This window comes from Nocardioides sp. YR527, assembly GCF_900101045.1.
Lineage (GTDB): Bacteria > Actinomycetota > Actinomycetes > Propionibacteriales > Nocardioidaceae > Nocardioides.
Map to the genome: position 1 here is coordinate 537494 of NZ_FNFN01000005.1, position 26474 is coordinate 563967.

Genomic DNA, 26474 nt, shown 5'->3' on the forward strand with positions numbered 1-26474 from the left:
GCGGCCTCAGAGTGTTGACGTATGTGATTGCCATCACTAGCGTAAACCAGGCTTGAAACCTTTCAATTCGAGGAGCTGCCCATGCCGGACACACCCGCCGCACTGGAGCTGCGGGACGTGGCCAAGTCGTTCGGCCCCGTACGCGCCCTCCGGTCCGGAAGCCTCCGGGTCGAGGCCGGATCCATCCACGCGCTCGTGGGGGAGAACGGAGCCGGGAAGTCGACCCTGGTCAAGATCGTCGCCGGGCTCTATCGCCGCGACGCCGGCGACTACCTGCTCTCCGGGGAGCACGTCGACTTCCGCAACACCGCCGACGCCAAGCAGGCCGGGGTCGCGGTCATCTACCAGGAGCCGACCCTCTTCCCCGACCTCTCCGTCACCGAGAACATCTTCATGGGGCGCCAGCCGACCAACCGCTGGGGCAGGATCGACCGCGCCGCGATGCGCACCGAGGTCGTCGAGCTCTTCGCCAGGCTCGGCGTCCCGATCGAGCCCGACCGGCCGACCGAAGGCCTCTCCATCGCCGACCAGCAGCTGATCGAGATCGCCAAGGCGCTCTCGCTCGACGCCAGGGTCCTGATCATGGACGAGCCGACCGCTGCCCTCTCGGGCAACGAGGTCGACCGGCTGATGACCGTGGCGCGCACGCTGCGCGACCAGGGCTGCGCCGTCGTCTTCATCTCGCACCGCTTCGACGAGGTCTTCGCGCTGTGCGACACGATCACGGTGATGCGCGACGGCGCCTACATCTCCACCGACGCGATCTCCGAGGTCACCGAGGACGAGATCGTCCAGCGGCTGGTCGGACGCGAGGTCTCCGACCTCTACCCGAAGCTCGAGGCCACGGTCGGCAAGCCCCTGCTCGAGGTCAAGGGCCTCACCCGCACCGGCCTGTTCCAGGACATCAGCCTGACCGTCCGCGAAGGTGAGATCGTCGGCCTGGCCGGCCTCGTCGGTGCCGGGCGCAGCGAGGTCGCGCAGGCGATCTTCGGCGTCGACCCCTACGAGAGCGGCGAGGTCGTCCTCGACGGACGCCCGGTCCCGCCGGGTGACCCGAGGCGGGCGATCGAGATGGGCCTGGCGTTCGTCCCCGAGGACCGCCGCCAGCACGGTCTCGTCCTGGACGCACCGATCTCGCGCAACATCACCCTGCCGACGAGCGGCCGGCTCGCCCGCACCGGGCTGATCAACAGCGCCATCGAGAACCGCTCGGCCGCCGACTGGGCCGCCCGGCTCGAGGTCAAGGCCGCGACGCTCGACACCCTGGCCGGCACCCTCTCGGGCGGCAACCAGCAGAAGGTCGTCCTGGCCAAGTGGCTCTCCACCCGGCCGAAGGTGCTGATCATCGACGAGCCCACCCGGGGCATCGACGTCGGCACCAAGTCCGAGGTCCACCGGTTGCTCTCGACCTTGGCCCAGGAGGGTCTCGGGATCCTGATGATCTCCTCCGAGCTCCCCGAGGTGCTCGGCATGGCCGACCGGGTGATCGTCCTCAGCGAGGGCCACCAGACGGCCGAGCTGAGCCGCGAGGAGGCGACCCCCGAGGCCGTCATGCGCGCGGCGACGGCCCACCACTCCACCACCCTGAACGTCAGCGAGGCATCATGACCACCACGCTCGACGCGCCCGCCCCGGCCGCGCCGCAGCCACGCCACCGAGCAGCCAACCGGCTGACCTGGCTTCTCAAGCAGCGCGAGACCGGCATCGCCGTCGCCTTCATCCTCCTGCTCGTGGTGACCACTGCGGTCAACCCGAACTTCCTGTTCAGCACGGACGGCTGGCGCGACCTCACCCTGACCCCCGCGATCCTCGTCTGCCTGGCGATCGGCCAGGCGATGGTGATCATCACCCGCAACGTCGACCTCAGCGTCGGCTCGACCCTCGGGCTGACGGCCTACCTCGCCGGACGGCTCTTCCTCGACACCGGGCTCCCGGTGATCGTGGTCGTCCTGATCGCGGTCGCCGCCGGCGCGGTGCTCGGGCTGATCAACGGTGCGCTGGTCGCCTTCGCCAAGGTGCCGGCCCTGGTCATCACCCTCGGCACGCTCTACGTCTACCGCGGGATCATGCTCGAGTGGGCCGGCAGCGACCGGATCAACGCCTCCGACATCCCGCCCGGGCTGCTCGACTTCGGCACCGGATCGTTCCTGTTCATCCCCAACCTCGCCTGGATCTCGTTCGCGCTGCTGGCCGTCGTGATCTACCTGATGCGCTCCACGCGCGTCGGCCGCGAGTTCTACGCGATCGGCTCCGACCCCGACGCCGCCACCCTCTACGGGCTGCGCGACAAGCGCCGGGTCCTGCAGGCGTTCGCCACCTCGGGTGCGCTCGCCGGCCTCGCCGGGATCCTGTACGTCTCCCGCTACGGCACCATCAGCTCCGGCGTCGGCCAGGGCATCGAGCTCGAGGCCGTCGGCGCCGCGGTCGTCGGTGGTGTGGCCATCTTCGGCGGCAGCGGCACCGTCCTCGGGGCGGCACTGGGGGCGTACCTCCTCGTCACCATCAACCGGGCGCTCCCGATCCTCGGCATCCCCGACTTCTGGCAGCAGGCCGTCGTCGGAGCGCTGATCATCGGCGCGATCGTCCTGGACCGCTACTTCGCCCGCCGTCAGCACGACAAGCTCCTCGCAGAGAGGGAAGACTCATGACGTTGCTCTCCGAGAAGGCAGCGCCGAGGACGTACGCAGCCCACGCCAGGCCGTGGTGGCAGCGCACCCTGATGACCCGGGACACGGCGATCATCGCCCTGCTCGTCGTCGTGTGGACGTACGCCTCGATCGCGATCCTCAACTTCTCCGACCCGATCACGGTCTACTTCCTGGTCCTCGACATCGCGCCTATCCTGCTCATCGCGCTGCCGATGACGCTGATCATCATCACCGGCGAGATCGACCTGTCGGTGGCCAGCGTCGTCGGGCTCTCCAGCGTCCTGTTCGGGGTGCTGCACCGCGAGGGCCTGCCGATGGTCGCCGCGATGGTGCTCGCCCTGCTCGCCTGCGCGGTCGCGGGAGCGCTCAACGGCGTACTCGTCACCCGCTACGGGCTGCCCTCGCTGGCCGTCACCATCGGCACGATGGCGCTCTTCCGCGGCATCGCGGTCGGAGCGCTCGGCACCACCGCGATCACCGACTGGCCCGACTCCTGGCAAGACCTCGTCCAGGCCCGGATCGGCGACTCCCAGATCCCGCTGATGACGATCCCGCTGGTCGTACTGATCCTGATCTTCGCCGTGGTCCTGCACTTCACCCCCTTCGGGCGCGGCATCTTCGCGGCCGGTCTCAGCAAGGACGCGGCCCGCTTCTCCGGCGTCAACGTCGACCGTACGAAGCTGATCCTGTTCACGCTCAGCGGGCTGGTCTCGGGGCTGGCGGGCATCTACTTCACGCTGCGCTACGGCAGCGCACGGGGCGACAACGCCACCGGTATGGAGCTCCAGGTCATCGCTGCGGTGCTGCTCGGCGGGGTGTCCATCTTCGGTGGCCGCGGGGCGATCCCCGGCGTCATCGCCGGCGTCGTCCTGATCGGGACGATCGGCAGTGCGCTCCGCCTCGACGGGCTCAGCGCCAACCTCATCCAGATCATCACCGGCCTGCTTCTCATCGCAGCAGTCATCGCGGCCAGCGTTCTCGGCTGGACCGGTCGCATCGTCGGCACCTATCGCCGGCAACACAGCTCGGACGAACCATCCTCTAAGAACTCAAAGAAATCGGAGTGAGAGACATGACCAGCAAGTTCCGACGCGCAGGCAGTGCCGTCGCCATCGTTGCGGCCCTCGGCCTCGCCCTGTCCGCCTGTGGTGGCGGAAGCGACAGCGGCAGCGATGGAGAGGGTGGCGGCGACACCAGCAGCATCACCTTCATCCCGAAGAACCTCGGCAACCCCTACTTCGACGCCTCCGACACCGGCGGCCAGAAGGCCGCCGAGGAGATCGGGACCACGTGGAAGCAGGTCGGCCCGACCGAGTCGACCCCCGACTCCCAGGTCAGTTTCATCAACACCGCGACCCAGCAGCGCGCCGGCGCTCTCGTGGTCTCGGCCAACGACCCGACCGCCATCGGCGACGCCCTCGAGGAGGCCCGCAACGCCGGGACCAAGGTCGTCACGATGGACTCCGACACCGAGCCGCAGTTCCGTGACGTCTTCGTCAGCCAGGCCGACGCCGCCGGCATCGCCAAGAGCCAGGTCGACCTGATCGCCGAGCAGATCGGCGACGCGGGCGAGATCGCGATCCTCTCCGCGGCGGCCAACGCCACCAACCAGAACGAGTGGATCAAGCTGATGGAGGAGGAGCTGGCTGCCAACCACCCCGACATCAAGCTCGTCGACACCGTCTACGGCAACGACGACGACCAGACCTCCTTCGACAAGACTGCCGGTCTGCTGCAGTCGCACCCGAACCTCAAGGGCATCATCAGCCCGACCACGGTCGGCGTCGCCGCGGCCGCGCGCTACCTGTCCGACTCGGAGTACAAGGGCAAGGTCGCGCTGACCGGCCTCGGCACCCCGAACCAGATGCGGGAGTACATCAAGGACGGCACCGTGAAGTCCTTCGCGCTGTGGGACCCCGAGCAGCTCGGCTACCTCTCCGCGTACGCCGCCGACGCGCTCGCGTCCGGTGACATCGAGGGCAAGGAGGGCGACACCTTCGAGGCCGGTGACCTGGGCGAGTACACCGTCGGTGCCGACGGCGTCATCGTCCTCGGTGAGCCGACCGTCTTCGACGAGTCGAACATCGACGACTTCGACTTCTGAGCCTGTGACCCTGCGACGGCGTCGCAGGGTCACAACGCGAAGAGATCGAGCGAGCCCCGTTCCGGCGAGCTTGCTCGCCGGAACGACGGGCGGGTCGAGATCTACGCGTGTGTTACCCGAGTTCGCCGCCGAGCTGCGTGAGCAGCTCGGCGGCGTTCGTCATGCAGCGCTCGGGGTCGGGCTCGAGGTCGAGGAGCGCGCGTACGCCGGCGGCGCCCGCCTCCGCGGCCTCGGTGGGGGAGAGGGTGGTGCGGCCACAGACCACGGTGGCGGGGATCCCGGCCTCCCGGGCCGCCTGGAGCACGCCCATCGGGGCCTTCCCGGACAGGGTCTGGTGGTCGAAGGAACCCTCGCCGGTGACGACCAGATCGGCGCCCGTGAGCGCCTCGGCGAAGCCGACGAGGCCGAGCAGCAGCTCGACGCCGCGCTCGACCCGTCCGCCCAGCACCGCGAGGGCGGCGAACCCGACGCCGCCGGCCGCGCCGGCGCCGGGCGCCTCAACGATCTCGGCGTGGTCGCGTCCGGTGGCCTCGGCGACCGTGTTCGCGTACGCAGCGAGTGCCGCCTCGAGCCGCTCCTGGTCGTCGGGGCCGGCGCCCTTCTGCGCGGAGAAGGTGGCGACGGCGCCGCGGGGGCCGAGCAGCGGGTTGTCGACGTCGCAGGCGACCACGATCTCCGTGCTTGCGAGGCGCGGGTCGAGGCCGGAAAGGTCGATCGCGGCCAGGCTCCCGAGAGCCTCTCCGCCCTCCGGGACCTCGGCCCCGGAGGCGTCGAGGAGTCGTGCGCCGAGGGCGCGCAGCATCCCTGAGCCGCCGTCGTTGCTGGCGCTGCCGCCGAGGCCGAGAACGACCGTGCGGGCGCCACCGTCGATGGCGGCGAGCACGGCCTCACCGAGACCTCGTGAGGACGCGGTCAGCGGTGCGAGCCGGCCTCCTGGCAGTCGGAGCAGCCCACAGGTTTCGGCGAGCTCGACGACCGCCAGGTCGCCGCGTACCGCGTAGTGCGCCGCGACCGGCTCGAGCGTCGGGCCGGCGACGGTGACCGGCACCAGGGAGAAACCGGCGCCGGCCAGTGCCGCCACGGTGCCGTCGCCACCGTCGGCGATCGGCACGATGCGTACCTCCGTCTCGGGGTTCGCCGCGAGGATCCCGGCGGCCACCGCCTCGTCGACCTCGCGCGCGGTCAGGGAGCCCTTGAACTTGTCGCAGGCGACCACGACGACCGGATGGCCCTGAGGTTGGCGGGGCATCACAGGTGGGGGAGGACGAGGTCGCGGTAGCGCTGCGCCATGGTGGCGAGCACCTCGTCGGGGTCGCTGGCCCAGACCGCCTCATTGAAGATCTCGACCTCGACGTCGCCGGTGTAGCCGGTCGCGGCGACCATCCGTGTGACCGGCGCGAAGTCGATGACCCCGTCGCCCATCATTCCGCGCGCCAGCAGCGCGTCGGCGGGGATCGGCAGGTTGAAGTCGCAGACCTGGTAGCCCGCGATCCGCCCCTCAGCGCCGGCCCGCGCGATCTGGGCCGCGACGTCCGGGTCCCAGAAGACGTGGAACGTGTCCACCACGACCGCCACCGCGTCGACGGGGTGCGGTGCGGCCAGGTCGAGCGCCTGCCCGAGGGTCGAGAGGACCGCCCGGTCGGCGACGTACATCGGGTGCAGCGCCTCCAGGACCAGCTTCACGCCGTGGTCGCGGGCGTACGGAGCCAGCTCGGCGAGCCGCTCGGCGACCCGCTCCCGGGCACCGGCCAGGTCCACGTCGCCCTCGGGGAGGCCACCGACGACCATCACCAGCGCGTCGGTGCCCAGCGCCGCGGCCTCGTCGACGGCCCGCTTGTTGTCCTCGAGCGCGCCGGCGATCCCGGTCTCGTCGGAGGCGGTCAGGAAGCCACCGCGGCAGAGCGAGGAGACGCGCAGGCCGGCGTCGCGTACGAGCTTGGCCGCCTTCTCCAGCCCGGCCTCGTGCACGCGGTCGCGCCACAGCCCGAGGGCGGGGATGCCGGCCCGAGCCGCTCCGTCGACGGCTTCGGCGAGGGTCCAGGAGTTGGTGGTCTTGGTGTTGAGCGAGAGCCGCTCCAGCCCGGAGGTGTCGGTCACTGGTCGACTCCTTGCACGGTGAGGAAGGCGCGCATGCGTGCGGCCGCGAGGTCGGGGCTGGTGAGCAGGCCGGCCGCGTCGGCCAGCCGGAACACCTCGGCCAGGTGGGGCACCGAGCGACCGGCGTGCAGGCCGCCGGCCATCGAGAAGCCGGGCTGGTGGCCGCCCAGCCAGGAGAGGAACGCGATCCCGGTCTTGTAGTAGTAGGTCGGCGCCTCGAAGATCTTGCGGCCGAGCGCCTGGGTGCTCTCCAGCAGCGCGCGGGCCTCGGCCGGGTCTCCCCGGTCGAGTGCCTGCAGCGCGGCTGAGGCCGCCGGGTAGATCGCGGCGAAGATGCCGAGCAGCGCGTGCGAGAACTCGCCCTCGCCGCTGCCCTCGCCGACGATCAGCTCGGGATAGTTGAAGTCGTCCCCCGTGTAGAGACGTACGCCTTCGGGCAGCGCCCGGCGCAGCCCGACCTCGTGCTCGGCGTCGAGCAGCGAGACCTTGACCCCGTCGACCTTGCCGGGACGGGCCCGGATGACGTCGAGGAAGGTCTCCGTCGCCTCTGCGACCGAGGAGGAGCCCCAGTAGCCCGCCAGCGCCGGGTCGAACATGTCGCCCAGCCAGTGCAGGATCACCGGACTCTCGGCCTCGTCGAGGAGGGTCGCGTAGACCTCGGCGTAGTCGTCGGCATCGCGGGCGACCCGGGCGAGCGCGCGCGAGGCCATCACGATCGTAGTCGCGCCGGTGTCGGCGACGACCTTCATCTGCTCGCGGTAGGCGTCGATGACGGTCGCCAGGCCCTGTCGGCCCTCGGGGACGGCGTCGAGGGCGAGCTGGTCGGTGCCGGCGCCGCAGGCGATCGACCCGCCCACGGTGGCCGCCTCGGCGGCCGAGCGGCGGATCAGCTCGGCCGCGGCGGTCCAGTCGACGCCCATGCCGCGCTGGGCGGTGTCCATCGCCTCGGCGACGCCGAGACCGTAGGACCACAGCTCGTGGCGGTAGGCCAGGGTGCGGTCCCAGTCGATGTCCGCGGGAGCGCCGGGCACGTTCTCGGCGAGCGTGCGGGGGACGACGTGGGCGGCGGCGTACGCGGTGCGGGAGGTGAACGGCGCACTCGGCTTCGTCCACTCCCGGGGGCCCGCGAGCGGGTAGAGCTCGGTGCCGCCGTGGGGCAGGGGGAGGCGTACGGAGGTCACAGCTGGATCTCTCCGAGCTCGACCCGGCGGCCCTCGGCGGAGGAGGTGAGGCCGGCCTCGGCGAGCCGGACGCCGCGGACGCCCGCCATGAAGTCGTAGGGGTGGTCGCCGTCGCCCTCGACGTAGCGGATGAACTGCTCCCACTGCGCCTTGAAGCCGTTGTCGAAGGGCTGGTTGTCGGGGACCTCGGTCCACAGGTCCCGGAACTGGATCGACTCGACCAGGTCGGGGTTCCACACCGGCTTCGGGGTCAGGTTGCGGTCCTGGGTGACGCAGTGGTGCAGGCCGGCGACCGCGGAGCCATGGGTGCCGTCGACGTGGAACTCGACCAGCTCGCCGCGGTTGACCCGGGTCGCCCAGGAGGAGTTGATCTGGGCGATGATCCCGCCCTCGAGCTCGAAGATGCCGTAGGCGGAGTCGTCGGCGGTCGCCTCGTAGCGCGCGCCCTTCTCGTCCCAGCGCTCGGGGATGTGGGTGACGACCTTCGCGGTGACGGCCTCGACCTTGCCGAAGAGGTTCTCCAGGACGTAGTTCCAGTGGGGGAACATGTCGGTGGTCATGCCACCGCCGTCCTCCTTGCGGTAGTTCCAGCTCGGCCGCTGGGCGGGCTGCAGGTCGCCCTCGAAGACCCAGTAGCCGAACTCGCCGCGCACGCTCAGGATGCGGCCGAAGAACCCGGACTCGACGAGCCGCTTCAGCTTGAGCAGGCCCGGGAGGTAGAGCTTGTCGTGGACGACGCCGCTCTTCACCCCCGCGTCGGCCGCCAGGCGGGCCAGGCGCAGCGAGCCCTCGACGTCGTCGGCGATCGGCTTCTCGGTGTAGACGTGCTTGCCGGCCGCGACCGCCTTGGTGATGGCGACCTCGCGGACGTTGGTCAGCTGCGAGTCGAAGTAGACGGTGTCCTCGGCGTTTCCGAGGGCCTCGTCGAGGTCGGTGGTCCAACGGTCCAGGCCATGCTCCTTGGCGATGTCCTGGAGCTTCTCGGCATTGCGTCCGACCAGGATCGGGTCGGGCAGGATCCGGGTGCCGTCGGAGAGCTCGACACCGCCCTGCTCCTGGATCGCCAGGATGCTGCGCACCAGGTGCTGGCGGTAGCCCATGCGTCCGGTGACGCCGTTCATGATGATGCCGAGCCGTCGTGTGGCCATGTGATCGTTCCTCGTCTGTTGGAGAGCGATGGGGGAAAGCGCTTTCCAGTACGGTAGGACAGATGTGACGCCCGTCGCAAGAGGGCGTTCCGTGGTGCCGGACGCAGGAGGCCTTTCGGGGCCTTTCGGGGCCCGTCGGGGCCTGTCAGGAACGCGGGGGAGTGCTCTCCCGCAGGACGACCTCGCCGTGGACGGACCGTTTGCGGAGCTCCGCCGACGGCTTGCCGAGGACGAGCTCGAGCGCGAGCCGGCCGATGTCGGCCAGGGGGAGACGTACGGTGGTCAGCCCCGGCGTCACGTCGCGCAGCGTGGCGATGTCGTCGAAGCCGGCGACGGCCAGGTCGGGTCCGACCTCGACGCCGGCCTGCCGGCAGGCGGCCAGGGCGCCGACCGCCATCAGGTCGTTGACCGCGAAGACGCAGTCCACCGCGGCGCCGTCGTCTTGGCCCTCCTCGAGCAGCCGGGTCATCGCCCGGCGGCCGCCGTCGCGGCTGAACTCGTCGGAGACGTACGCCGGCTCCGAGCCGGTCGCCTCCCGCCATCCCTCCGCGAAGCCGGCGTGACGTTCGGCCGAGACCAGCAGGTCCTCGGGGCCGGTGAGCACCGCGGCGCGGCGGTAGCCGAGGCCGACCAGCCGCTCGGCCAGCGCCTTGGCGCCGCCGTGGTTGTCGATCACGACGGTGTCGACCGGCAGGCGCGGCTGGCTGATCGCGGCCGCCCGGCCGCCGCCGTCCAGGTAGGAGGTCAGCAGGTCGGCGACCTCGCTGGTGTGGCGTACGTCGGCAGTGTCGCTTCCCGCCAGCACGATCGCCCGGCTGCGCTGGCGCCGCAGCGCGGCCAGGAACTTCTGCTCACGCTCGGGCTGACCGCCGGTGTTGCACAGCATCACCAGCAGCCCGTGCTTCTCGGCCTCGTCGGCCAGGCCGCCGGCGATGGTGGAGAAGTAGGGGTCGGAGATGTCCTTCACCAGCAGCCCGACCGTCTCGGTCGAGCCGCGCGCCATCGCCTGGGCGTTGGCATTGGGCATGTAGCCGAGCTTGTTCGCCGCCGCCAGGACCTTCTCCTGCAGCTCGGGGCGCACCACCCGGTCGCTCCCGTTCAGCGCGCGCGACGCGGTGGCCAGCGAGACCCCTGCCTCACGGGCGACATCGCTCAGCGTCGCTGCGCGTTCTCCGGCCAACTGACTCTCCTTCGGCTTCCGCTCCAGGAGCCTAAGGCATCCAGCGAAGACGTACGTCCGGCTCCGCGTCTCCTCGGATGTCCCCACCCCTCGCCGACTCGGCGCGTCTGTCCCGTTTGGGTCCGTCGAGTCGGCGCGTCTGACACACGGCTTTGAGACAGACGCGCCGACTCGACGCGGTATGGCGGGACAGTTGCGCCGACTCGGCGCTTGAATCTGGGACAGATGCGCCGAGTCGACGGTCAGGGGCGTCCGAGGGTGGAGGCGCGGGCGATGAGCTCGGGGGTGAAGACGACCTGTTCGTGCTGGTGGGTGGGGTTCCCGACCTCGTCGAGGAGCAGCTCGGCGGCGCGGCGGCCGAGGTCGTGGCGGGGCTGACGTACGGAGGTGAGGGGTACCGCTGCCGCGGCGGCGAACTCGATGTCGTCGTAGCCGACGATCGCGAGGTCGCCGGGTACGGTCCGGCCGCTGGAGATCGTTTGCTGAAGCAGCCCGAGCGCGAGCAGGTCGTTGGCGCAGAACGCGGCGGTCGGACGGCGCCGGGCGGGCAGCCCGACGAGCCGCTCGCCGGCGGCGCGACCGCACGCCACGGTCGGGGCCTCGCAGGAGAGCATGACGAGATCCTCGGGAGGCAGTCCGGCCTCGGCCCAGGCCTGCCGGGCGCCCTCGCCGCGGTCGCGGACCTGTCCGATCGACTCCGGCCCACCGACGTACGCCACCCGCTTGTGGCCGGCGTCGATGAGGTGCTCGACGGCCAGCCGCCCTCCCAGGACGTCGTCGACGGCGACGGAGCAGAACGACGACCCCGCCCGGGTGCGGTCGACGATGACGACCGGGGTGCCCCGCTCGATCAGCTGGTCGAGCTGCGGGTCGTCGGGGTCGACGGGAGTGATCAGGATGCCCTGGACCCGCTGCTGCTGCAGGTGGGCCAGGTGGGCGCCCTCGCGGGCCGAGCGTCCGTCGCTGTTGCACAGGAACAGCGAGAGCCCGGCCGCCTCGGCGGCCAGCTCGATGCCCTGGGCGACGTCGGTGAAGAACGGGTTGCCCGCGTCGAGCATGACGTAGGCCAGCGACTGGGTGCTGCCGGTGCGCAGTGAGCGCGCCGACTCGTTGCGTACGAAGCCGAGGTCGGCCATGGCGCGCTCGACCCGCTCGCGTGTTGTTCGGCTGACCCGCTCGGGGCGGTTGAGCACGTTGGACACCGTGCCGAGCGAGACGCCTGCGGTGGCCGCGACATCCTTGACCGAGGCGCTGCGCGGTGAACCCGCAGCTGGGGTGATCGCCACCTGGGCTCCTTCCTGAAACGTTAAATCGCAGCATAGGCCGTGGGCGGCGCTGTGACGAGGAAGGGACGCTACCCGGATTGACCGATGTCGGACATGCTCATTAGCGTCCATGCCTAAATCGTTTCATCGGAGGTCGTCATGGAGCGCGTCTGCTTCCAGCTGCAGGTCAAGCCCGAACGCATCGAGGAGTACAAGCGGCGCCATGCCGCGGTCTGGCCCGACATGCTCCGGGCGCTCGCGGAGACCGGGTGGCACAACTACTCCCTGTTCCTCCGCCCCGACGGCCTGCTCATCGGCTACGTCGAGACCCCCTCCATCGAGGCTGCTCAGGCGGGGATGGCGGCCACCGAGGTCAATGCTCGGTGGCAGGCGGAGATGGCGGAGTTCTTCGAGGATCTCGACGGCGTCGCGCCCGACGAGGGCTTCCTCCGCCTCGAGGAGGTCTTCCACCTCGAGGACCAGCTCGGTCGCGACTGACCTCTGGCTCGAGGGGGCGCGGGAGCGCTGGCGCGAAAACTGAAACGCAACGAAAGCCAGCCTCCTCTTGACGCAAGTGACGTGCGCCACTAACGTCGGATGCGCGCTTTGAAACCTTTCAACCGCACACAGAGAGGCTCTCCGATGACGACGTTCGACCAGATCTCGGGCGACCTGGCCGCCCTCGAGATCGAGGTCCCCTCGTGGGCCTACGGAAACTCGGGGACCCGGTTCAAGGTCTTCGGCACCCCGGGCACACCGCGCACCCCCGAGGAGAAGGTCGCCGACGCGGCCACCGTCCACCGCTTCACCGGCCTGGCGCCGAGCGTCGCGCTGCACATCCCCTGGGACAGGGTCGATGACTACGCGGCGCTGCGCGGCTATGCCGAGGACCAGGGGATCGCGCTCGGCACGATCAACTCCAACACCTTCCAGGACGACGACTACAAGTTCGGCGCGCTCACCCACACCGACGCGAAGATCCGGCAGAAGGCGATCGACCACCACTTCGAGTGCATCGAGGTGATGGACGCGACCGGCTCGCGCGACCTGAAGATCTGGCTCGCCGAGGGGTCCAACTATCCGGGCCAGGCCGACATGCGCGGCCGTCAGGACCGGCTCGCCGAGTCCCTCGCGACCATCTACGAGCGCCTCGGCGAGGACCAGCGCCTGGTGCTGGAGTACAAGTTCTTCGAGCCGGCGTTCTACCACACCGACGTCCCCGACTGGGGCACGTCGTTCGCCCAGGTCAGCGCCCTCGGTGACCGGGCCGTCGTCTGCCTCGACACCGGCCACCACGCTCCCGGCACCAACATCGAGTTCATCGTGATGCAGCTGCTGCGGCTGGGGAAGCTCGGCTCCTTCGACTTCAACAGCCGCTTCTACGCCGACGACGACCTGATCGTCGGCGCGGCCGACCCGTTCCAGCTCTTCCGGATCCTCGTCGAGGTGGTCCGTGGCGGTGGGTTCAAGCCCGTGGCCGAGGGCGGGGTCGCCTTCATGCTCGACCAGTGCCACAACATCGAGAAGAAGATCCCGGGCCAGATCCGGTCCGTGCTCAACGTCCAGGAGATGTCCGCGCGGGCACTCCTCCTCGACACCGATGCTCTCGCCGCGGCGCAGGAGGACGGCGACGTACTCCTGGCCAACGAGATCTTCATGGACGCCTTCTACACCGACGTACGCGCCGACCTCGGCGGGTGGCGCGAGGACCGTGGCCTGGCCGCGAACCCGATGCGCGCCTACCTGGCCAGCGGCTACCAGGAACAGATCGAAGCCGCCCGTGTCGGCGGCACCCAGGCTGGATGGCTGTGAATCACAAAGAGCGGGAAGAACTCATGACCACTGCAGAAGATCTGATCGCGCGCTCGAACCGACTCGGCGCGGATCCGAAGAACACCAACTACGCCGGCGGCAACACCTCCGCCAAGGGCACCGCGACCGACCCGGTCACCGGCCAGGACGTCGAGCTGCTCTGGGTGAAGGGCTCCGGCGGCGACCTCGGCACCCTGAAGGAGAGCGGCCTCGCCGTGCTCCGGCTCGACCGGATGCGCGCGCTCGTCGACGTCTACCCGGGCGTCGAGCGCGAGGACGAGATGGTCGCCGCGTTCGACTACTGCCTGCACGGCAAGGGTGGCGCAGCCCCCTCGATCGACACGGCGATGCACGGCCTCGTCGATGCCGCCCACGTCGACCACCTCCACCCCGACTCCGGCATCGCGATCGCGACGGCCGCCGACGGCGAGGCGCTGACCACCACGATCTTCGGCGACCAGGTCGTCTGGGTGCCGTGGCGCCGCCCCGGCTTCCAGCTCGGTCTCGACATCGCCGAGATCAAGGCGAAGAACCCGCAGGCGGTCGGCTGCATCCTCGGCGGCCACGGCATCACCGCGTGGGGCGACACCAGCGAGGAGGCCGAGAAGAACTCGCTGTGGATCATCGACACGGCCGCCGCCTACATCGAGGAGCACAGCAAGGCTGAGCCGTTCGGCCCCGTGCTCGAAGGCTATGGCCCGCTGGCCGAGGGGGAGCGGCGTACGAAGGCCGCTGCTCTCGCCCCCACGATCCGTGGCATCGCCTCGGCGGACCAGCCGATGGTCGGCCACTTCACCGACTCCGAGGTCGTCCTCGACTTCCTGGCCAGCGAGGCCCACCCGCGCCTGGCCGAGCTCGGCACCTCGTGCCCCGACCACTTCCTGCGCACCAAGGTCAAGCCGCTGGTCCTCGACCTCCCGGCCAACGCGACCGTCGAGGAGTCGATCGCCCGCCTCAAGGAGCTCGCGGTCGGCTACCGCGAGGACTACCAGGGCTACTACGACCGGCACGCAGACGCCAACAGCCCCGCGATCCGCGGCAAGGACCCGCTCATCGTCCTGGTCCCCGGCGTCGGCATGTTCTCCTTCGGCAAGAACAAGCAGACCGCCCGGGTGGCGGGGGAGTTCTACGTCAACGCGATCAACGTGATGCGCGGTGCCGAAGGGCTCTCGACGTACGCCCCGATCGACGAGTCGGAGAAGTTCCGGATCGAGTACTGGGCGCTCGAGGAGGCCAAGCTCCAGCGGATGCCGGCGCCCAAGCCGCTCGCGACCCGGGTCGCGCTGGTCACCGGAGCCGCCTCCGGCATCGGCAAGGCCACCGCGAAGCGGCTCGCCGCCGAGGGTGCCTGCGTCGTGATCGCCGACCTCGACCTCGCCAAGGCGCAGGCCGCAGCGGAGGAGATCGGCGGCCCTGACGTCGCCGTGGGTCTCGCCGCCGACGTCTCCGACGAGGCCGCCGTGCAGGCGATGTTCGACGCCGCGGTGCTCGCCTTCGGCGGTGTCGACCTGATCGTCAACAACGCCGGCCTGTCGCTGTCGAAGTCGCTGCTGGAGACCACCGAGCGCGACTGGGACCTCCAGCACGACGTGATGGCCAAGGGCTCGTTCCTGGTCTCCAAGGCCGCAGCGAAGGTGCTGATCGAGCAGGAGATGGGCGGCGACATCGTCTACATCTCCTCGAAGAACTCGCTCTTCGCCGGCCCCAACAACGTCGCCTACGGCGCCGCCAAGGCCGACCAGGCCCACCAGGTACGCCTGCTGGCCGCCGAGCTCGGTGAGCACGGCGTCAAGGTCAACGGCATCAACCCCGACGGCGTGGTCCAGGGCTCCGGCATCTTCGCCGGCGGCTGGGGCGCCAAGCGCGCGGAGGTCTACGGGGTCAAGGAGGAGGAGCTCGGCAAGTTCTACGCCCAGCGCACCCTGCTCAAGCGCGAGGTGCTCCCGGAGAACATCGCCAACGCCGTCTTCGTGCTCTGCGGCCCCGACCTGACCCACACCACCGGCCTGCACGTCCCCGTCGACGCCGGCGTCGCCGCGGCCTTCTTGCGATGACACCGCACGTCAGGGTCGCCGCCGTCGACCTGGGTGCCACCTCCGGCCGGGTGATGTCCGGCCGGATCGGTGGCGACCGGGTCGAGATCAACGAGCTGCACCGCTTCCCCAACGGGGCGGTACGCGTCCGCGGCTCGCTCTTCTGGGACGTGCTCGGCATCCATCGCGAGGTGCTCACCGGCATCCGCGAGGTGGTCCGGACCGGGCCACTGCACGGCATCGGCATCGACTCCTGGGCCATCGACCACGGGCTGCTGGACCACGACGGCCAGCTCCTCGGCCAGGTCTTCAGCCACCGCGACGCCCGCGTCGAGGGGATCGCCGAGAAGGTCGTCGCCCAGATCGGCGCCACGACGCTCTACGGCACCACGGGCATCCAGCAGCTCCCGTTCAACACGATCTACCAGCTGGTGGCGGCCCGCGGCACGACCGCGTTCGACGCCGCCGAGACGATGCTGCTGCTGCCGGACCTGCTCGGCTACTGGCTCACCGGTGCGATCGGCGCCGAGCGCACCAACGCCTCGACCACCCAGCTCTACGACGTCCGGCAGGGCGTCTGGGCGGTCGACCTGTGCCGGGAGCTCGGGCTTCCCGAAGGTGTCCTCCCGCCCCTTCGGGACCCGGGCTCTCTCCTCGGGCCGCTGCTGCCCGACGTCGCCGAGGACCTGGGTGCCTCGGCCGAGGTGCCCGTGGTGGCGGTGGGTTCACACGACACCGCCTCGGCGGTCGTCGCGGTCCCCGCGGAGGCCCACGACTTCGCCTACATCTCCTCGGGCACCTGGTCGCTGGTCGGCCTCGAGCTCGACCGGCCGGTGCTGACCGAGGACGCCCGGCTCGCCGACTTCACCAACGAGGTCGGCGTCGACGGCACCATCCGCTTCCTCAAGAACGTGATGGGCCTGTGGGTCCTGTCCGAGTCGCTGCGCTCGTGGGGCGAGCGGCGCTACCAGGGCGCCGAGCTCCGCTCGCTGCTCGCGGCCGCGGCGGAGCTCGAGCCGCTGCGTACGGTGGTCGACATCAACGACCCGCGACTGCTCTTCCCGAGCACGTCGGCCGACCCGATGCCCGAGCGGATCGCCGCGCTGGCCGCGGAGTCCGAGGAGGCGATCCCGCACTCACCGGCCGCGATCACCCGCTGCATCCTCGACAGCCTCGCTGTCGCCTATCGACGTCATGTCCGCACCGCTGCCGCCCTCGCGGGCACCTCGCCCGAGGTCGTCCACGTCGTCGGTGGCGGCTCCCAGAACGAGCTGCTCTGCCAGCTCACCGCGGACGCCTGCGGCCTGCCGGTTCTCGCCGGTCCGGTCGAGGCGGCCGCCCTCGGGAACGTACTGATCCAAGGCAGGTCCCTCGGGGCCGACCTGCCCGACCTCCCCGCGATGCGGGACCTGGTCCGCCGCTCCTACGACGTACGCCGCTTCGAGCCGCGCGACGGCCTCGACTGGGCCGCCGCCGAGGCCCGCATCTCCTGACCCTGCTCCCCGAAGGCACCCCCATGACCGACTTCCTCTCCACCGCCCGGCTCAGCCGACGCGCGCTCTTCGGCACCGCTGCCGCCACCCTCGGCACCGCTGCTGCCGTCACCGCTACCGCAGGCGTGACGCCCGCGGGGGCCGCGACCGGCACCGGCGGCCTCCCGAACGCCTTCGTCAAGGCGTTCCGCAAGCCGGGGACCGCCACCGCCGCGGGTTTCCGCTGGTGGTGGCCGCACGGCCTCGTCGACCCGGTCGAGATCGCGCGCGAGGTCGACCAGGTCGCCGACGCCGGCTTCGGCGTGCTCGAGGTCGCCGATGTCACGCACAGCCTGCGTGCCCGCAACATCGACATCGACGTCGCGAGCCACGGGTGGGGGACCGCACCGTGGGTGGCCGGCGTCAAGGCCGCGCTCGCGCGGGCGGCGAAGCGGGACGTACGGGTGGACCTGACGGTCGGCCCCTCCTGGCCGGCGGCGGTCCCGACGATCACGCCCGACGACGACGCGGCCTGCACCGAGCTCGTGCACGGACAGGCGATCGTCGAAGCCGGCTCGTCCTACGACGCCGCGCTCCCCGAGCCCGTCGTGGAGCCGGCGTCGTCGGTGACCCGTGCAGAGCTGGTGACCGTGCAGGCGCACCGCGTCACCGGCTACGTACGCGACCGCAACAACAACATCACCAGCACGATCCTCGACCCGACCTCCTACCTCGACCTCAGCGCGAGCGTCGAGGACGAGCACCTCACCTGGACCGCGCCCGCCGAGCCGGCCGGCGCCACCTGGGTCCTGCTCGCCACCTGGCAGCGGGGCTCGGGCCAGGAGCCCGAGGCCGGCCCGCACACCTCGCCGCGCGCCTACGTGGTCGACCACTTCAACCGCCGCGGCGCCCAGAAGGTCATCGACCTGTGGCAGCACCGGGTGCTCGACGGCGAGCTGCGTACGCTGCTGCGGGCCGCGGGCGGCTACCTCTTCGAGGACTCCCTCGAGATCGAGACCGACGCGACGATCTGGACGCGGGACCTCCTCGACGAGTTCGAGGCGAAGCACGGCTACGACCTGCGGCCGTGGCTGCCGTACGTCCTGGAGAAGGACGAGAAGTACCAGTTCTCGATCGCGGCCACCGACCCCGCCACCGCCGACAACCTGCGCACCAACGAGATCCGCGACGACTACAACATCCTGCTCTCCGACCTCTACCGCGACCACCACCTGCGTCCGATGCAGGAGTTCGCGAAGACGCTCGGCATGGGCATCCGGATCCAGCCCTACGGCCTGGAGACCGACACCATGCAGCACGCGGCCGTGGTCGACGTACCGGAGACCGAGTCCCTGGGGTTCAAGAACCTGGACGACTACCGGGTGATGGCCGCCGGTCGCGACCTCGCCGGCCACACAGTCCTCTCCTGCGAGGCGATCTGCTACAACGGCGCGGCCTACAACACGACCTGGGGCGCCAACAGCACCAGCCCGACCGCCCAGAACCAGGCGCTGTTCACGATCAACAGCATCTTCGTCGCCGGCGTGAACCAGCTGATGATCCACGGCTTCCCCTACGCGAAGGCACCTGACGTCACCTGGCCCGGCTTCGCGGCCTTCTCGCCGTACTACAACAACGCGATCGGCTTCGGGGAGGCCTGGGGACCCCGCACCCCGCAGTGGCAGCACATCCCCGGCATCGCCGCCTACCTCGCCCGCACCCAGCTGGTGCTGCAGACCGGCGCCCCGAAGTACGACGTCGCGTTCTGGCGCCACAAGGGTTGGGCCTCCACCGGCATCGGCCCGCAGTGGATCACCAACAACGGCACCAAGCTCGGCTGGTCGCACTCCTTCGTCAGCGCCTCGCTGCTCGCGCTCGACGGCGTCGACTTCGCTCAGGGGCGTCTGGCGCCGGACGGCCCCGCCTACAAGGCCGTCGTCGTCGGTCCCGACAACCTGCGCAGCAACGCGTTCACGATGGAGATCGACGGCGCGAAGCGGCTGCTCGCGCTCGGCCGCAAGGGCCTGCCGATCGTGCTCATCGGCGACTGGTCCCAGGTCACCGTCGCCGGCCGCGACGACGAGGCGGCCACCGCCGAGGTGCGCTTGCTGATGGCCCAGGTCGGAGCGCTGCCGACGACCCGCACCGTCCCCGAGGCCGAGGTCGGCAACGCGCTGGCCGCACTCGGTGTCGTACGCGACGTCGAGCACGCCGACTCCACGGTGATGCACGTGCGACGCGTCACCGGCAATGTCGATCTCTACTACCTCGCCAACGCCCGGCACGCCGAGAACCGGCGGCTCAACCCGGTGCAGCAGGACGTCTGGCTCACCGCCACCGACCGCGCCGCGGTGCCGTGGCTGCTGGACGCCTGGACCGGTGAGGTCACTCGGATCGCCGCGTACGAGCGTTCCGGGAACCGGGTCCGCGTCAGCGTCGACCTGGTTCCGGGCCAGTCCACCGTGGTCGCCCTCGCGGCCCCGGGCGCGGGCGTCGCCCGCTCTGTTCTCCCCGTCGCCACCGCTGGCCAGGCCGTGGTGGCGCGGGGCGCCAACGTCGCGTTGCGTACGACGACCGCCGGCACCTTCGAGCTCACCAAGGCCGACGGGCGGACGGTGAAGGTCGTCGTCGACCGGGTCCGCGAGCCGGTGACGCCGCAGACCTGGGCGCTCGCGCTCGAGGACTGGAAGCCGGCGAACCCGGCCGACCCCAAGGACCTCGCCACGACGAAGGAGGTCGTGACCAGCGACCTCACGGCGCCGCAGTCCTGGTCGAAGGTCACCGGCCTCGAGGACGTCTCCGGCATCGGCCGCTACCGCACGAGCCTCGACCTCGGCACCGACTGGACCCCCGAGGACGGCGCCTACCTGGAGCTCGGCGAGGTCAACGACACCTTCCGGGTCCGCGTCAACGGTGAGCTGCTGGCGCCGTGCGACCCGATGGACCCGGTCGTCGACCTGGGCCATGCCCTGGTCCCCGGCTCCAACCGGATCGAGATCGAGGTGGCCTCGACGCTGCTCAACCGGCTGCGCACCGTCACCCCGTCGGTCTACGGCGTGGCGACCAGGCAGAGCTACGGGCTGGCCGGGCCGGTGCGGCTGGTGCCCTACGTCGAGAAGGTCGTTGCCGGATGAGCCCGGCGCCCCGCACCCACCCGCCGGTCAGCCTCACGCTGAGACAGGAGTGAACCGTGGCAGCCTCGGGCGGCGTACGACCATCTGCTCCCACCGACCTTCCCAAGGACGAGGTGGAGGTGCTGGCGTTGTTCGCTCGGGGCTACACGATCGAGCGGATCGCGCGTGCGCTGGGTGTCTCCGAGCGCACGGTGCGGCGCCGTCTCCGGGCGGCCGCGGATGCGCTGGGAGCGGGGACGAGTGTGGAGGCGGTCGTGCGGGCCGTACGCACCGGACTGATCTGATTTGATACTGAACTGATTGATGGGCACGGAAGAAGGAGGCATGCCGGATGCGAGTCGCGCTGATGGTCACCTGCATCAATGACGCGCTCTACCCGAGCACAGGTCAGGCCGTCGTACGCCTCCTGCGCCGACTGGGCGTCGAGGTCGACTTCCCGCAGGCGCAGACGTGCTGCGGACAGCCGATGGTCAACACCGGCTACCTGGACGAGGCGGTCCCGGTGGTGCGTACGTTCGTGGACGCCTTCGCCGGCTACGACGCCGTCGTGACGCCGTCCGGGTCGTGCGCGGGCTCGGCACGGCACCAGCACTCGATAGTGGCTCGCCGTTCCGGCGACGAGGCCCTGGAGCGGGCCGTCGCGGAGGTCGCCCCGAAGGTCTATGAGCTCTCCGAGTTCCTCGTCGACGTGCTCGGGGTGACCGACGTGGGCGCCTACTACCCGCACCGGGTGACCTACCACCCGACCTGCCACTCGCTGCGGATGCTGGGGGTGGGGGACCGGCCGCGCCGGCTGCTCGAGGCGGTCCGGGGGATCCGGCTCGTGGACCTGCCCGGTGCCGACCAGTGCTGCGGCTTCGGCGGCACCTTCGCGGTCAAGAACGCCGACACCTCGGTCGCGATGGGCGCCGACAAGGCCCGCCACATCCGCGAGACCGGCGCCGAGATCGTGGTCGCCGGCGACAACTCCTGTCTGACCCACATCGGCGGCGTGCTCTCCCGGCAGCGTTCGGGCGTACGCACCGTCCATCTCGCCGAGATCCTCGCCTCGACCGAGGGGGTTCTGCGATGAGCGGGACGTTCGTCGGCATGCCGGCCTTCCCGGAGGCCGCGCGCGAGGCCCTCGCCGACTCCCAGCTGCGCCACAACCTGGCCCACGCGACCGGCACCATCCGGGCCAAGCGGGCCAAGGTCGTCGCCGAGGTCGCCGACTGGGAGGAGCTGCGCCTGGCCGGTGCCGCGGTCAAGGAGCGCGCCCTGCGCGACCTCGACACCCAGCTTGTACGCCTCGAGGAGACCCTGACCGCCAACGGCGCGACCGTCCACTGGGCCCGTGACGCCGCCGAGGCCAACGCGATCGTCGCGGGCATCGCGAAGGCGCATGCCGCGGAGGAGGTCGTGAAGGTCAAGTCGATGGTGACCCAGGAGATCGGGCTCAACGAGGCGCTCGCCGAGGAGGGCATCTCGGCCTGGGAGACCGACCTGGCCGAGCTGATCGTGCAGCTCGGCGACGACCTGCCATCGCACATTCTCGTCCCGGCGATCCACCGCAACCGGGCCGAGATCCGCGAGATCTTCCGCTCGAAGATGGCGGCCGCGGGCCGCCCGGCGCCCGACGACCTCACCGACGAGCCGGCCGTCCTCGCCGCCGCGGCCCGCGACCACCTGCGCGAGAAGTTCCTGCGTGCCAAGGTCGGCGTCTCCGGCGCCAACTTCGCGGTCGCCGAGACCGGCACGCTCGTCGTGGTCGAGTCCGAGGGCAACGGCCGGATGTGCCTGACCCTGCCCGAGGTGCTGGTCTCGGTGGTCGGCATCGAGAAGGTCGTCTCCCGCTGGGAGGACCTCGACCCGATGCTCAGGCTCCTGCCGAGGTCCTCGACCGGTGAGCGGATGAACCCCTACACCTCGGTGTGGTCCGGCGTCACCCCCGGCGACGGCCCCCAAGAAGTCCACGTCGTGCTGCTCGACAACGGTCGCACCCGCGCGCTGGCCGACGAGGTCGGCAGGCAGGCGCTGCGCTGCATCCGCTGCTCGGCCTGTCTCAACGTGTGCCCGGTCTACGAGCGCACCGGCGGTCATGCGTACGGCTCGGTCTATCCGGGCCCGATCGGCGCCATCCTCAACCCCTTGCTGAAGGGGGTCGGGCACGACGACCAGACCGATTCGCTGCCCTACGCGTCCTCGCTGTGCGGCGCCTGCTTCGAGGTCTGTCCGGTACGCATCGACATCCCCTCCGTCCTGGTCGACCAGCGCGCCCAGGTGGTCGACGCACACCGAGGTGGTGTGCCGAAGCCGGAGGCCGTGGCGATGAAGGGTGCGGCGTACGTCCTGGGGCGCTCGCGCCGCCTCTCCGTCGTCGAGCGGTTCACCGGTCTCGGCATGCGCTTCGCACGCCGCTTCGGGCCCGCCGCCTGGATCGGCGCGCGCGATCTGCCGGACGCGCCGGGGGAGAGCTTCCGTGCGTGGTGGATGCGTACGGATGGCGGCCGCACCGACGGCAGCCGAAAGGAAGATGGCACCGATGACTGACGCACGCACCGAGATCCTCGCCCGGGTCCGCGAAGCCTTGGCCGGCTCGGCGGTCGAGCCCGTCGAGACCAGGGCCCCGCGGGACCTGGCGCCTGCGACCCCCGAGGTCGTCGACCTCTTCGCCGAACGCGTGGCCGACTACCGCGCCGTGGTCGAGCGCTGCGGTGCCGAGGAACTCGAGGACCGCATCGCCGCCGCGCTGCCTGCCGGGCGGGTGGTCGTACCGCCCGGCCTGTCGGTCCGGGTCCCCGATGCCATCGTGGACGACGGCACCCTCACCGCGGCCGAGCTGGACCGGATCGCGGCGGTCGTCACCGAGGCCCGGGTCGGCATCGCCGAGACCGGCACGATCGTCCTCGACCACGCCCCCGACCAGGGCCGCCGAGCCATCTCGCTCGTCCCCGACACCCACATCTGTGTGGTCCGCGAGGACCAGGTGGTGCCCGACGTCCCCGACGCCATCGCCCTCCTCGACCCCGCCCGCCCCCAGACCTGGATCAGCGGCCCGTCGGCCACCAGCGACATCGAGCTCGACCGCGTCGAAGGCGTCCACGGCCCGCGCACCCTCCATGTGCTGCTGGTCGCCGGCGAACGGTGACCGGATCCGGCCAGACCCTTCCCGACCGTGTGACGGTGGTCATAGTCTTCGGAGTGCTCTGAAACGTATCAATCACGCTCCGAAGGACCACCATGAAGCTGCGCCTGGCCGCAATCGTGATCAGTGCCCTCGCCGTCGCGATACCGGGCCCGGCCGTTGCAGTCGACGGCGCGGCGGCGACCCATCTCACCGTCTCGCAGCTGTCCTCACCGCGCGACGTGGAGGACCTGAGCTCGCCGCTGCTGGCCTGGCACGTCCCCTTCGCCGCGCAGAGCGCCTACCGCGTGCAGGTCGCCCGGATCAGTGAGGGCATCGGTGCCGCCGGGGTCTGGGACTCCGGTCGCGTCAGGTCCTCGGCGAGCACCAACGTGCCCTACGCCGGTCCGGCGCTCGAGCCCGAGCAGACCTACCAGTGGCGCGTACGCACGTGGGACGGGCGCGGAAAGGGCTCGGACTGGTCGAGCATCTCCACCTTCACCACCGGTCCCGGTCAGGAGTGGGGACAGGCCCAGCCGATCTGGCTCGCTCCGGCCCGCGCGGTCGCCTGGGATGACGTCACCATCGACACCACCTTCCGGATCACGTCCCAGAACGCCACCATCGCGTTCCGGGCCGCGGACGCCAGCAACTACTACATGTGGCAGTTCCGCGGCGACGGCGTGAACACCTTCGCTCCCCACAAGCGGGTCGGCGGGACCTTCACCCAGCTCGACTCGGTGCCGCTGCCCGAGCCCCTCATCCGCGACACGTCCTACCGACTGCGGATCCAGGCAGAGGGAACCACGATCCGCACGTGGCTGGACGACACCCTGATCGACACCCGCACCCTCACCGACTTCGCCGCCGGCTCGGTCGGCTTCCGCACGGGCGGGTCCGAACGCAACAAGTGGGACGACCTGAGCGTCACCTCCGCCTCCGGCGAGGTCCTCTACGCCAACGACTTCTCCGCCAGCAGTGACTTCGCCTGCGGCGCCGCGGTGGGCGGCTGGCTCGAGGTCGGCACGAACGCCAACTGCGTCTACGGCGTCGAATCGCAGGACTGGGCCTTCTTCCGGCACGAGTTCACGCTTCCCGACAAGCCGATCGCGGCCGCCACGCTCTATGCGACCGCATCCTCGACCGCGCCGGGCCGGCAGTACGTCTACAAGGCCTGGCTCAACGGAGGGTTCGTCGGTCTCGGCCCGACCCAGCCGATCCGCGGCGAGGCCCGGTACGACGGCTTCGACGTGACCGCCGCACTGCGGCCGGGAGCCGAGAACGCGATCGGGGTGCTCGGCTGGACGAGCAGCGACCGGCGCTTCCTCGGGCGACTCGTCGTGGAGTACGCCGACGGCACCCGGGACGCGATCGTGAGCGGTCCCCAGTGGCGGAGCCGCTCCGGTGGGCTCGTCTTCCCCGCCGCCGGCAGCATCGGGACCTCGTTCTTCTCGGCGCCGAAGGAGAACCTGCAGTCGGCCCAGTGGCCCGAGGGTTTCGCCGAGCCGGGCTTCGACGACTCGGGCTGGAGCGACGCCGCGGTGCGTCCGGCTTTCGATGACCTCCGCGCCGCCCCCACGGCGAAGGTGGAGCAGCAGCTGCGGGCGCCGGTCAGCGTGGTGGAGAAGGCGCCCGGCCACTACTTCATCGACTACGGCCGGACGTGGATCGGCGGTCTCTCCCTGGACGTCGACGGCACGGCGGGCCAGGTGCTCGACCTCCGGTTCGGCGAAGAGCTGTCCGCGCCCCAGACGGTGCGATACGCCATGCGGACGGGCAACACCTACCAGGACAGATGGACGCTGCGCGCAGGCGAGCAGCACCTGGAGACCTGGGGGATGCGGGTCTTCCGCTACGCCGAGGTCATCGGTGCTCCCGCCGGCCTGGGTGCCGCCGACTTCCCCGCCCTGGCGCAGGTCTATCCCTTCGACACCGACGAGGCGGTCTTCGACTCTGCCGACGACGACCTCGACCGCGTGTGGGCGCTGTCCCGCAATACGATCGAGGCCACCAACCACGATCTCTACGTCGACTCCTGGAGCCGCGAGCGCGGCGCCTATGAGGCCGACAGCTACCTGCAGATGATGGCCAACTTCTTCGTCTCCAGCGACCCGACGCTGGGCAACTACTCCCTGGAGTACCTGCTCACCCGCAGGACGTGGCCGACGGAGTGGCCGATGTACACGATCCTGGCCTTCCACGACTCGTGGCAGCAGACCGGTGACACCGCGGCCCTGGCCCGCAACTACACCGCCTTGCAGGAGAAGCTGCCTCTCAAGTGGGTGGAGCCGTCCACGGGACTCATCCGCAAGAACACCGGATCCAACGGCTCCAACTCCTGCACCGACTGCGACATCGTCGACTGGCCGGCATCCGAGCGCGACGGCTACGTCTTCCGTCCCTACAACACGGTCATCAACGCGATCGGCCACCGGTCGTTCCGCGACATGGCGGAGATCGCGACGGCGCTCGGACATGACGACGACGCGGCGACGTACACGGCCATCGCCGACCGCCTCCGGAACGCGGCCAACGACAGGCTCTGGGATTCGGCGAAGGGTGCCTTCCGTGACGGTCTCGACGCCGACGGCACCCCGATCCAGCACTGGGCGATCCAGGCCAGCGTCTTCGCCACGGCGTTCGGGCTTGCCCAGGGCGAGGTCGCGCAACGCGCCGCGGACTACATCGGCACCCGCGGCATGGCCTGCAGCGTCTACTGTGCCGCGTTCGTCCTCGAGGCCCTCTACGACGGTGACCGGGGAGACGTCGCGCACCAGCTGCTGACGAGCACGGGGCTCCGCAGCTGGCTCAACATGATCGCGAAGGGAGCCGGTGCCACCGCGGAGGCCTGGGACACCTCGCTGAAGTCCAACATGACGTGGTCGCACCCCTGGGCGGCGTCACCGGCCTACAACGTGCCTCAAGGCATGTTCGGCATCGAGCCCCTGGTGCCCGGCTACGAGGAGTTCCGCGTCCGGCCGCAGCCCTCCGGGATCCCGTGGGCACACGTCACCCTGCCCACCCTCCGCGGACGCATCGGAGCGGCGTACGCCACGACCGACCGCGGCATCGACGTCGGCGTGAGCGTTCCGGGCAACTCTCGGGCCGAGGTGCTCGTGCCGTCGGCGTCCGGTGAGCGGGCGTTCCTCGACGGGCGCCCGGTGCCCGCGACGCGTGAGGGCTCCTACCTGGTGATCCAGGACGTGCCCTCCGGCTGCCATGTGATCAGCACGAGCCCTGGGCAGAGCCCGGAGGTCGATCGGCTTCGCGCAATCTGCTGAACCTGAAGGCTGTGGC

Annotated in this window: 20 protein-coding genes; 14 read left to right on the forward strand and 6 right to left on the reverse strand. The window is 70.6% G+C overall.

Annotation, left to right across the window (positions count from 1 at the left end; translation table 11 throughout):
* Positions 1 to 81 precede the first annotated feature (81 nt).
* Genes BLT25_RS18095 through rhaS form a run of 4 tightly spaced genes read left to right on the forward strand, consistent with a single transcriptional unit; the run spans position 82 to position 4752 of the window.
* On the forward strand, positions 82 to 1608 hold the full coding sequence (locus tag BLT25_RS18095) for a sugar ABC transporter ATP-binding protein (protein WP_091048717.1): 1527 nt from the start codon (positions 82 to 84) through the stop codon (positions 1606 to 1608).
* Positions 1605 to 2648, forward strand: coding sequence for an ABC transporter permease (locus BLT25_RS18100; protein WP_091048720.1), 1044 nt, complete (start codon positions 1605 to 1607; stop codon positions 2646 to 2648). Before BLT25_RS18095 ends, BLT25_RS18100 begins: the two co-directional genes overlap by 4 nt.
* A complete protein-coding gene (locus tag BLT25_RS18105; protein ID WP_091048722.1) occupies positions 2645 to 3715 on the forward strand; it encodes an ABC transporter permease in 1071 nt (356 codons plus the stop codon). Before BLT25_RS18100 ends, BLT25_RS18105 begins: the two co-directional genes overlap by 4 nt.
* Before the next feature lie 5 nt (positions 3716 to 3720).
* On the forward strand, positions 3721 to 4752 hold the full coding sequence (gene rhaS / locus BLT25_RS18110) for a rhamnose ABC transporter substrate-binding protein (RefSeq protein ID WP_091048725.1): 1032 nt from the start codon (positions 3721 to 3723) through the stop codon (positions 4750 to 4752).
* Between the two features lie 112 nt (positions 4753 to 4864).
* Here the strand turns inward: rhaS and BLT25_RS18115 are convergent, their stop codons facing one another.
* From BLT25_RS18115 to BLT25_RS18140, 6 genes are all read right to left on the reverse strand, one after another.
* Complete coding sequence (locus tag BLT25_RS18115; protein WP_091048728.1) at positions 4865 to 6001, reverse strand: glycerate kinase; 1137 nt, start codon at positions 5999 to 6001, stop codon at positions 4865 to 4867.
* Positions 6001 to 6849 carry a sugar phosphate isomerase/epimerase family protein gene (locus BLT25_RS18120; protein WP_091048731.1) on the reverse strand — a complete coding sequence of 283 codons (849 nt, stop codon included), beginning with the start codon at positions 6847 to 6849 and terminating at the stop codon, positions 6001 to 6003. Before BLT25_RS18120 ends, BLT25_RS18115 begins: the two co-directional genes overlap by 1 nt.
* Complete coding sequence (locus BLT25_RS18125) at positions 6846 to 8030, reverse strand: dihydrodipicolinate synthase family protein (protein ID WP_091048733.1); 1185 nt, start codon at positions 8028 to 8030, stop codon at positions 6846 to 6848. The genes BLT25_RS18120 and BLT25_RS18125 overlap by 4 nt, the downstream gene beginning before the upstream one ends.
* A complete protein-coding gene (locus tag BLT25_RS18130) occupies positions 8027 to 9178 on the reverse strand; it encodes a Gfo/Idh/MocA family protein (RefSeq protein ID WP_091048736.1) in 1152 nt (383 codons plus the stop codon). The genes BLT25_RS18125 and BLT25_RS18130 overlap by 4 nt, the downstream gene beginning before the upstream one ends.
* 145 nt (positions 9179 to 9323) lie before the next feature.
* Positions 9324 to 10358: a LacI family DNA-binding transcriptional regulator gene (locus BLT25_RS18135; RefSeq protein WP_091048738.1), complete on the reverse strand. Its 1035-nt coding sequence runs from the start codon at positions 10356 to 10358 to the stop codon at positions 9324 to 9326.
* Between the two features lie 242 nt (positions 10359 to 10600).
* Positions 10601 to 11644 (reverse strand): LacI family DNA-binding transcriptional regulator, encoded by a 1044-nt coding sequence (locus tag BLT25_RS18140; protein ID WP_256328658.1) that lies wholly within the window; start codon positions 11642 to 11644, stop codon positions 10601 to 10603.
* A 138-nt stretch (positions 11645 to 11782) separates the two neighbouring features.
* On the opposite strand from BLT25_RS18140, the gene BLT25_RS18145 reads away from it, so the two are divergent.
* The 10 genes from BLT25_RS18145 to BLT25_RS18190 all read left to right on the forward strand — a co-directional run bounded on the left by BLT25_RS18145 (position 11783) and on the right by BLT25_RS18190 (position 26458).
* Positions 11783 to 12121 carry an L-rhamnose mutarotase gene (locus tag BLT25_RS18145; RefSeq protein ID WP_091048743.1) on the forward strand — a complete coding sequence of 113 codons (339 nt, stop codon included), beginning with the start codon at positions 11783 to 11785 and terminating at the stop codon, positions 12119 to 12121.
* Positions 12122 to 12265: 144 nt separating this feature from the next.
* The gene (gene rhaI, locus BLT25_RS18150) at positions 12266 to 13435 is read left to right on the forward strand and encodes an L-rhamnose isomerase (RefSeq protein WP_091048745.1); all 1170 of its coding nucleotides are present in this window, start codon (positions 12266 to 12268) and stop codon (positions 13433 to 13435) included.
* Between the two features lie 23 nt (positions 13436 to 13458).
* Positions 13459 to 15489 (forward strand): bifunctional aldolase/short-chain dehydrogenase, encoded by a 2031-nt coding sequence (locus BLT25_RS18155; protein ID WP_091048748.1) that lies wholly within the window; start codon positions 13459 to 13461, stop codon positions 15487 to 15489.
* A complete protein-coding gene (locus BLT25_RS18160) occupies positions 15486 to 16961 on the forward strand; it encodes a rhamnulokinase (RefSeq protein ID WP_091048750.1) in 1476 nt (491 codons plus the stop codon). Before BLT25_RS18155 ends, BLT25_RS18160 begins: the two co-directional genes overlap by 4 nt.
* 23 nt (positions 16962 to 16984) lie before the next feature.
* Complete coding sequence (locus tag BLT25_RS18165) at positions 16985 to 20074, forward strand: glycosyl hydrolase (RefSeq protein WP_091048753.1); 3090 nt, start codon at positions 16985 to 16987, stop codon at positions 20072 to 20074.
* Between the two features lie 56 nt (positions 20075 to 20130).
* Positions 20131 to 20358, forward strand: a complete 228-nt coding sequence (locus BLT25_RS18170; protein ID WP_091048755.1) for a helix-turn-helix domain-containing protein — start codon at positions 20131 to 20133, stop codon at positions 20356 to 20358.
* Positions 20359 to 20405: 47 nt separating this feature from the next.
* On the forward strand, positions 20406 to 21146 hold the full coding sequence (locus tag BLT25_RS18175) for a (Fe-S)-binding protein (RefSeq protein WP_091048758.1): 741 nt from the start codon (positions 20406 to 20408) through the stop codon (positions 21144 to 21146).
* The gene (locus tag BLT25_RS18180; protein WP_091048761.1) at positions 21143 to 22603 is read left to right on the forward strand and encodes a lactate utilization protein B; all 1461 of its coding nucleotides are present in this window, start codon (positions 21143 to 21145) and stop codon (positions 22601 to 22603) included. The genes BLT25_RS18175 and BLT25_RS18180 overlap by 4 nt, the downstream gene beginning before the upstream one ends.
* Entirely contained in the window at positions 22596 to 23201 is a 606-nt protein-coding gene (locus BLT25_RS18185; RefSeq protein ID WP_091048762.1) for a LutC/YkgG family protein, read from the forward strand. The genes BLT25_RS18180 and BLT25_RS18185 overlap by 8 nt, the downstream gene beginning before the upstream one ends.
* A gap of 92 nt (positions 23202 to 23293) precedes the next feature.
* Entirely contained in the window at positions 23294 to 26458 is a 3165-nt protein-coding gene (locus BLT25_RS18190) for a family 78 glycoside hydrolase catalytic domain (protein WP_091048765.1), read from the forward strand.
* Positions 26459 to 26474 lie beyond the last annotated feature (16 nt).

Coding starts and splice junctions, on each gene's coding strand:
- BLT25_RS18095 (WP_091048717.1), top strand. CDS start 82: ATGCCGGACACACCCGCCGCACTGGAGCTGCGGGACGTGGCCAAGTCG.
- BLT25_RS18100 (WP_091048720.1), top strand. CDS start 1,605: ATGACCACCACGCTCGACGCGCCCGCCCCGGCCGCGCCGCAGCCACGC.
- BLT25_RS18105 (WP_091048722.1), top strand. CDS start 2,645: ATGACGTTGCTCTCCGAGAAGGCAGCGCCGAGGACGTACGCAGCCCAC.
- rhaS (WP_091048725.1), top strand. CDS start 3,721: ATGACCAGCAAGTTCCGACGCGCAGGCAGTGCCGTCGCCATCGTTGCG.
- BLT25_RS18115 (WP_091048728.1), bottom strand. CDS start 6,001: ATGCCCCGCCAACCTCAGGGCCATCCGGTCGTCGTGGTCGCCTGCGAC.
- BLT25_RS18130 (WP_091048736.1), bottom strand. CDS start 9,178: ATGGCCACACGACGGCTCGGCATCATCATGAACGGCGTCACCGGACGC.
- BLT25_RS18145 (WP_091048743.1), top strand. CDS start 11,783: ATGGAGCGCGTCTGCTTCCAGCTGCAGGTCAAGCCCGAACGCATCGAG.
- rhaI (WP_091048745.1), top strand. CDS start 12,266: ATGACGACGTTCGACCAGATCTCGGGCGACCTGGCCGCCCTCGAGATC.
- BLT25_RS18155 (WP_091048748.1), top strand. CDS start 13,459: ATGACCACTGCAGAAGATCTGATCGCGCGCTCGAACCGACTCGGCGCG.
- BLT25_RS18160 (WP_091048750.1), top strand. CDS start 15,486: ATGACACCGCACGTCAGGGTCGCCGCCGTCGACCTGGGTGCCACCTCC.
- BLT25_RS18165 (WP_091048753.1), top strand. CDS start 16,985: ATGACCGACTTCCTCTCCACCGCCCGGCTCAGCCGACGCGCGCTCTTC.
- BLT25_RS18175 (WP_091048758.1), top strand. CDS start 20,406: ATGCGAGTCGCGCTGATGGTCACCTGCATCAATGACGCGCTCTACCCG.
- BLT25_RS18180 (WP_091048761.1), top strand. CDS start 21,143: ATGAGCGGGACGTTCGTCGGCATGCCGGCCTTCCCGGAGGCCGCGCGC.
- BLT25_RS18185 (WP_091048762.1), top strand. CDS start 22,596: ATGACTGACGCACGCACCGAGATCCTCGCCCGGGTCCGCGAAGCCTTG.
- BLT25_RS18190 (WP_091048765.1), top strand. CDS start 23,294: ATGAAGCTGCGCCTGGCCGCAATCGTGATCAGTGCCCTCGCCGTCGCG.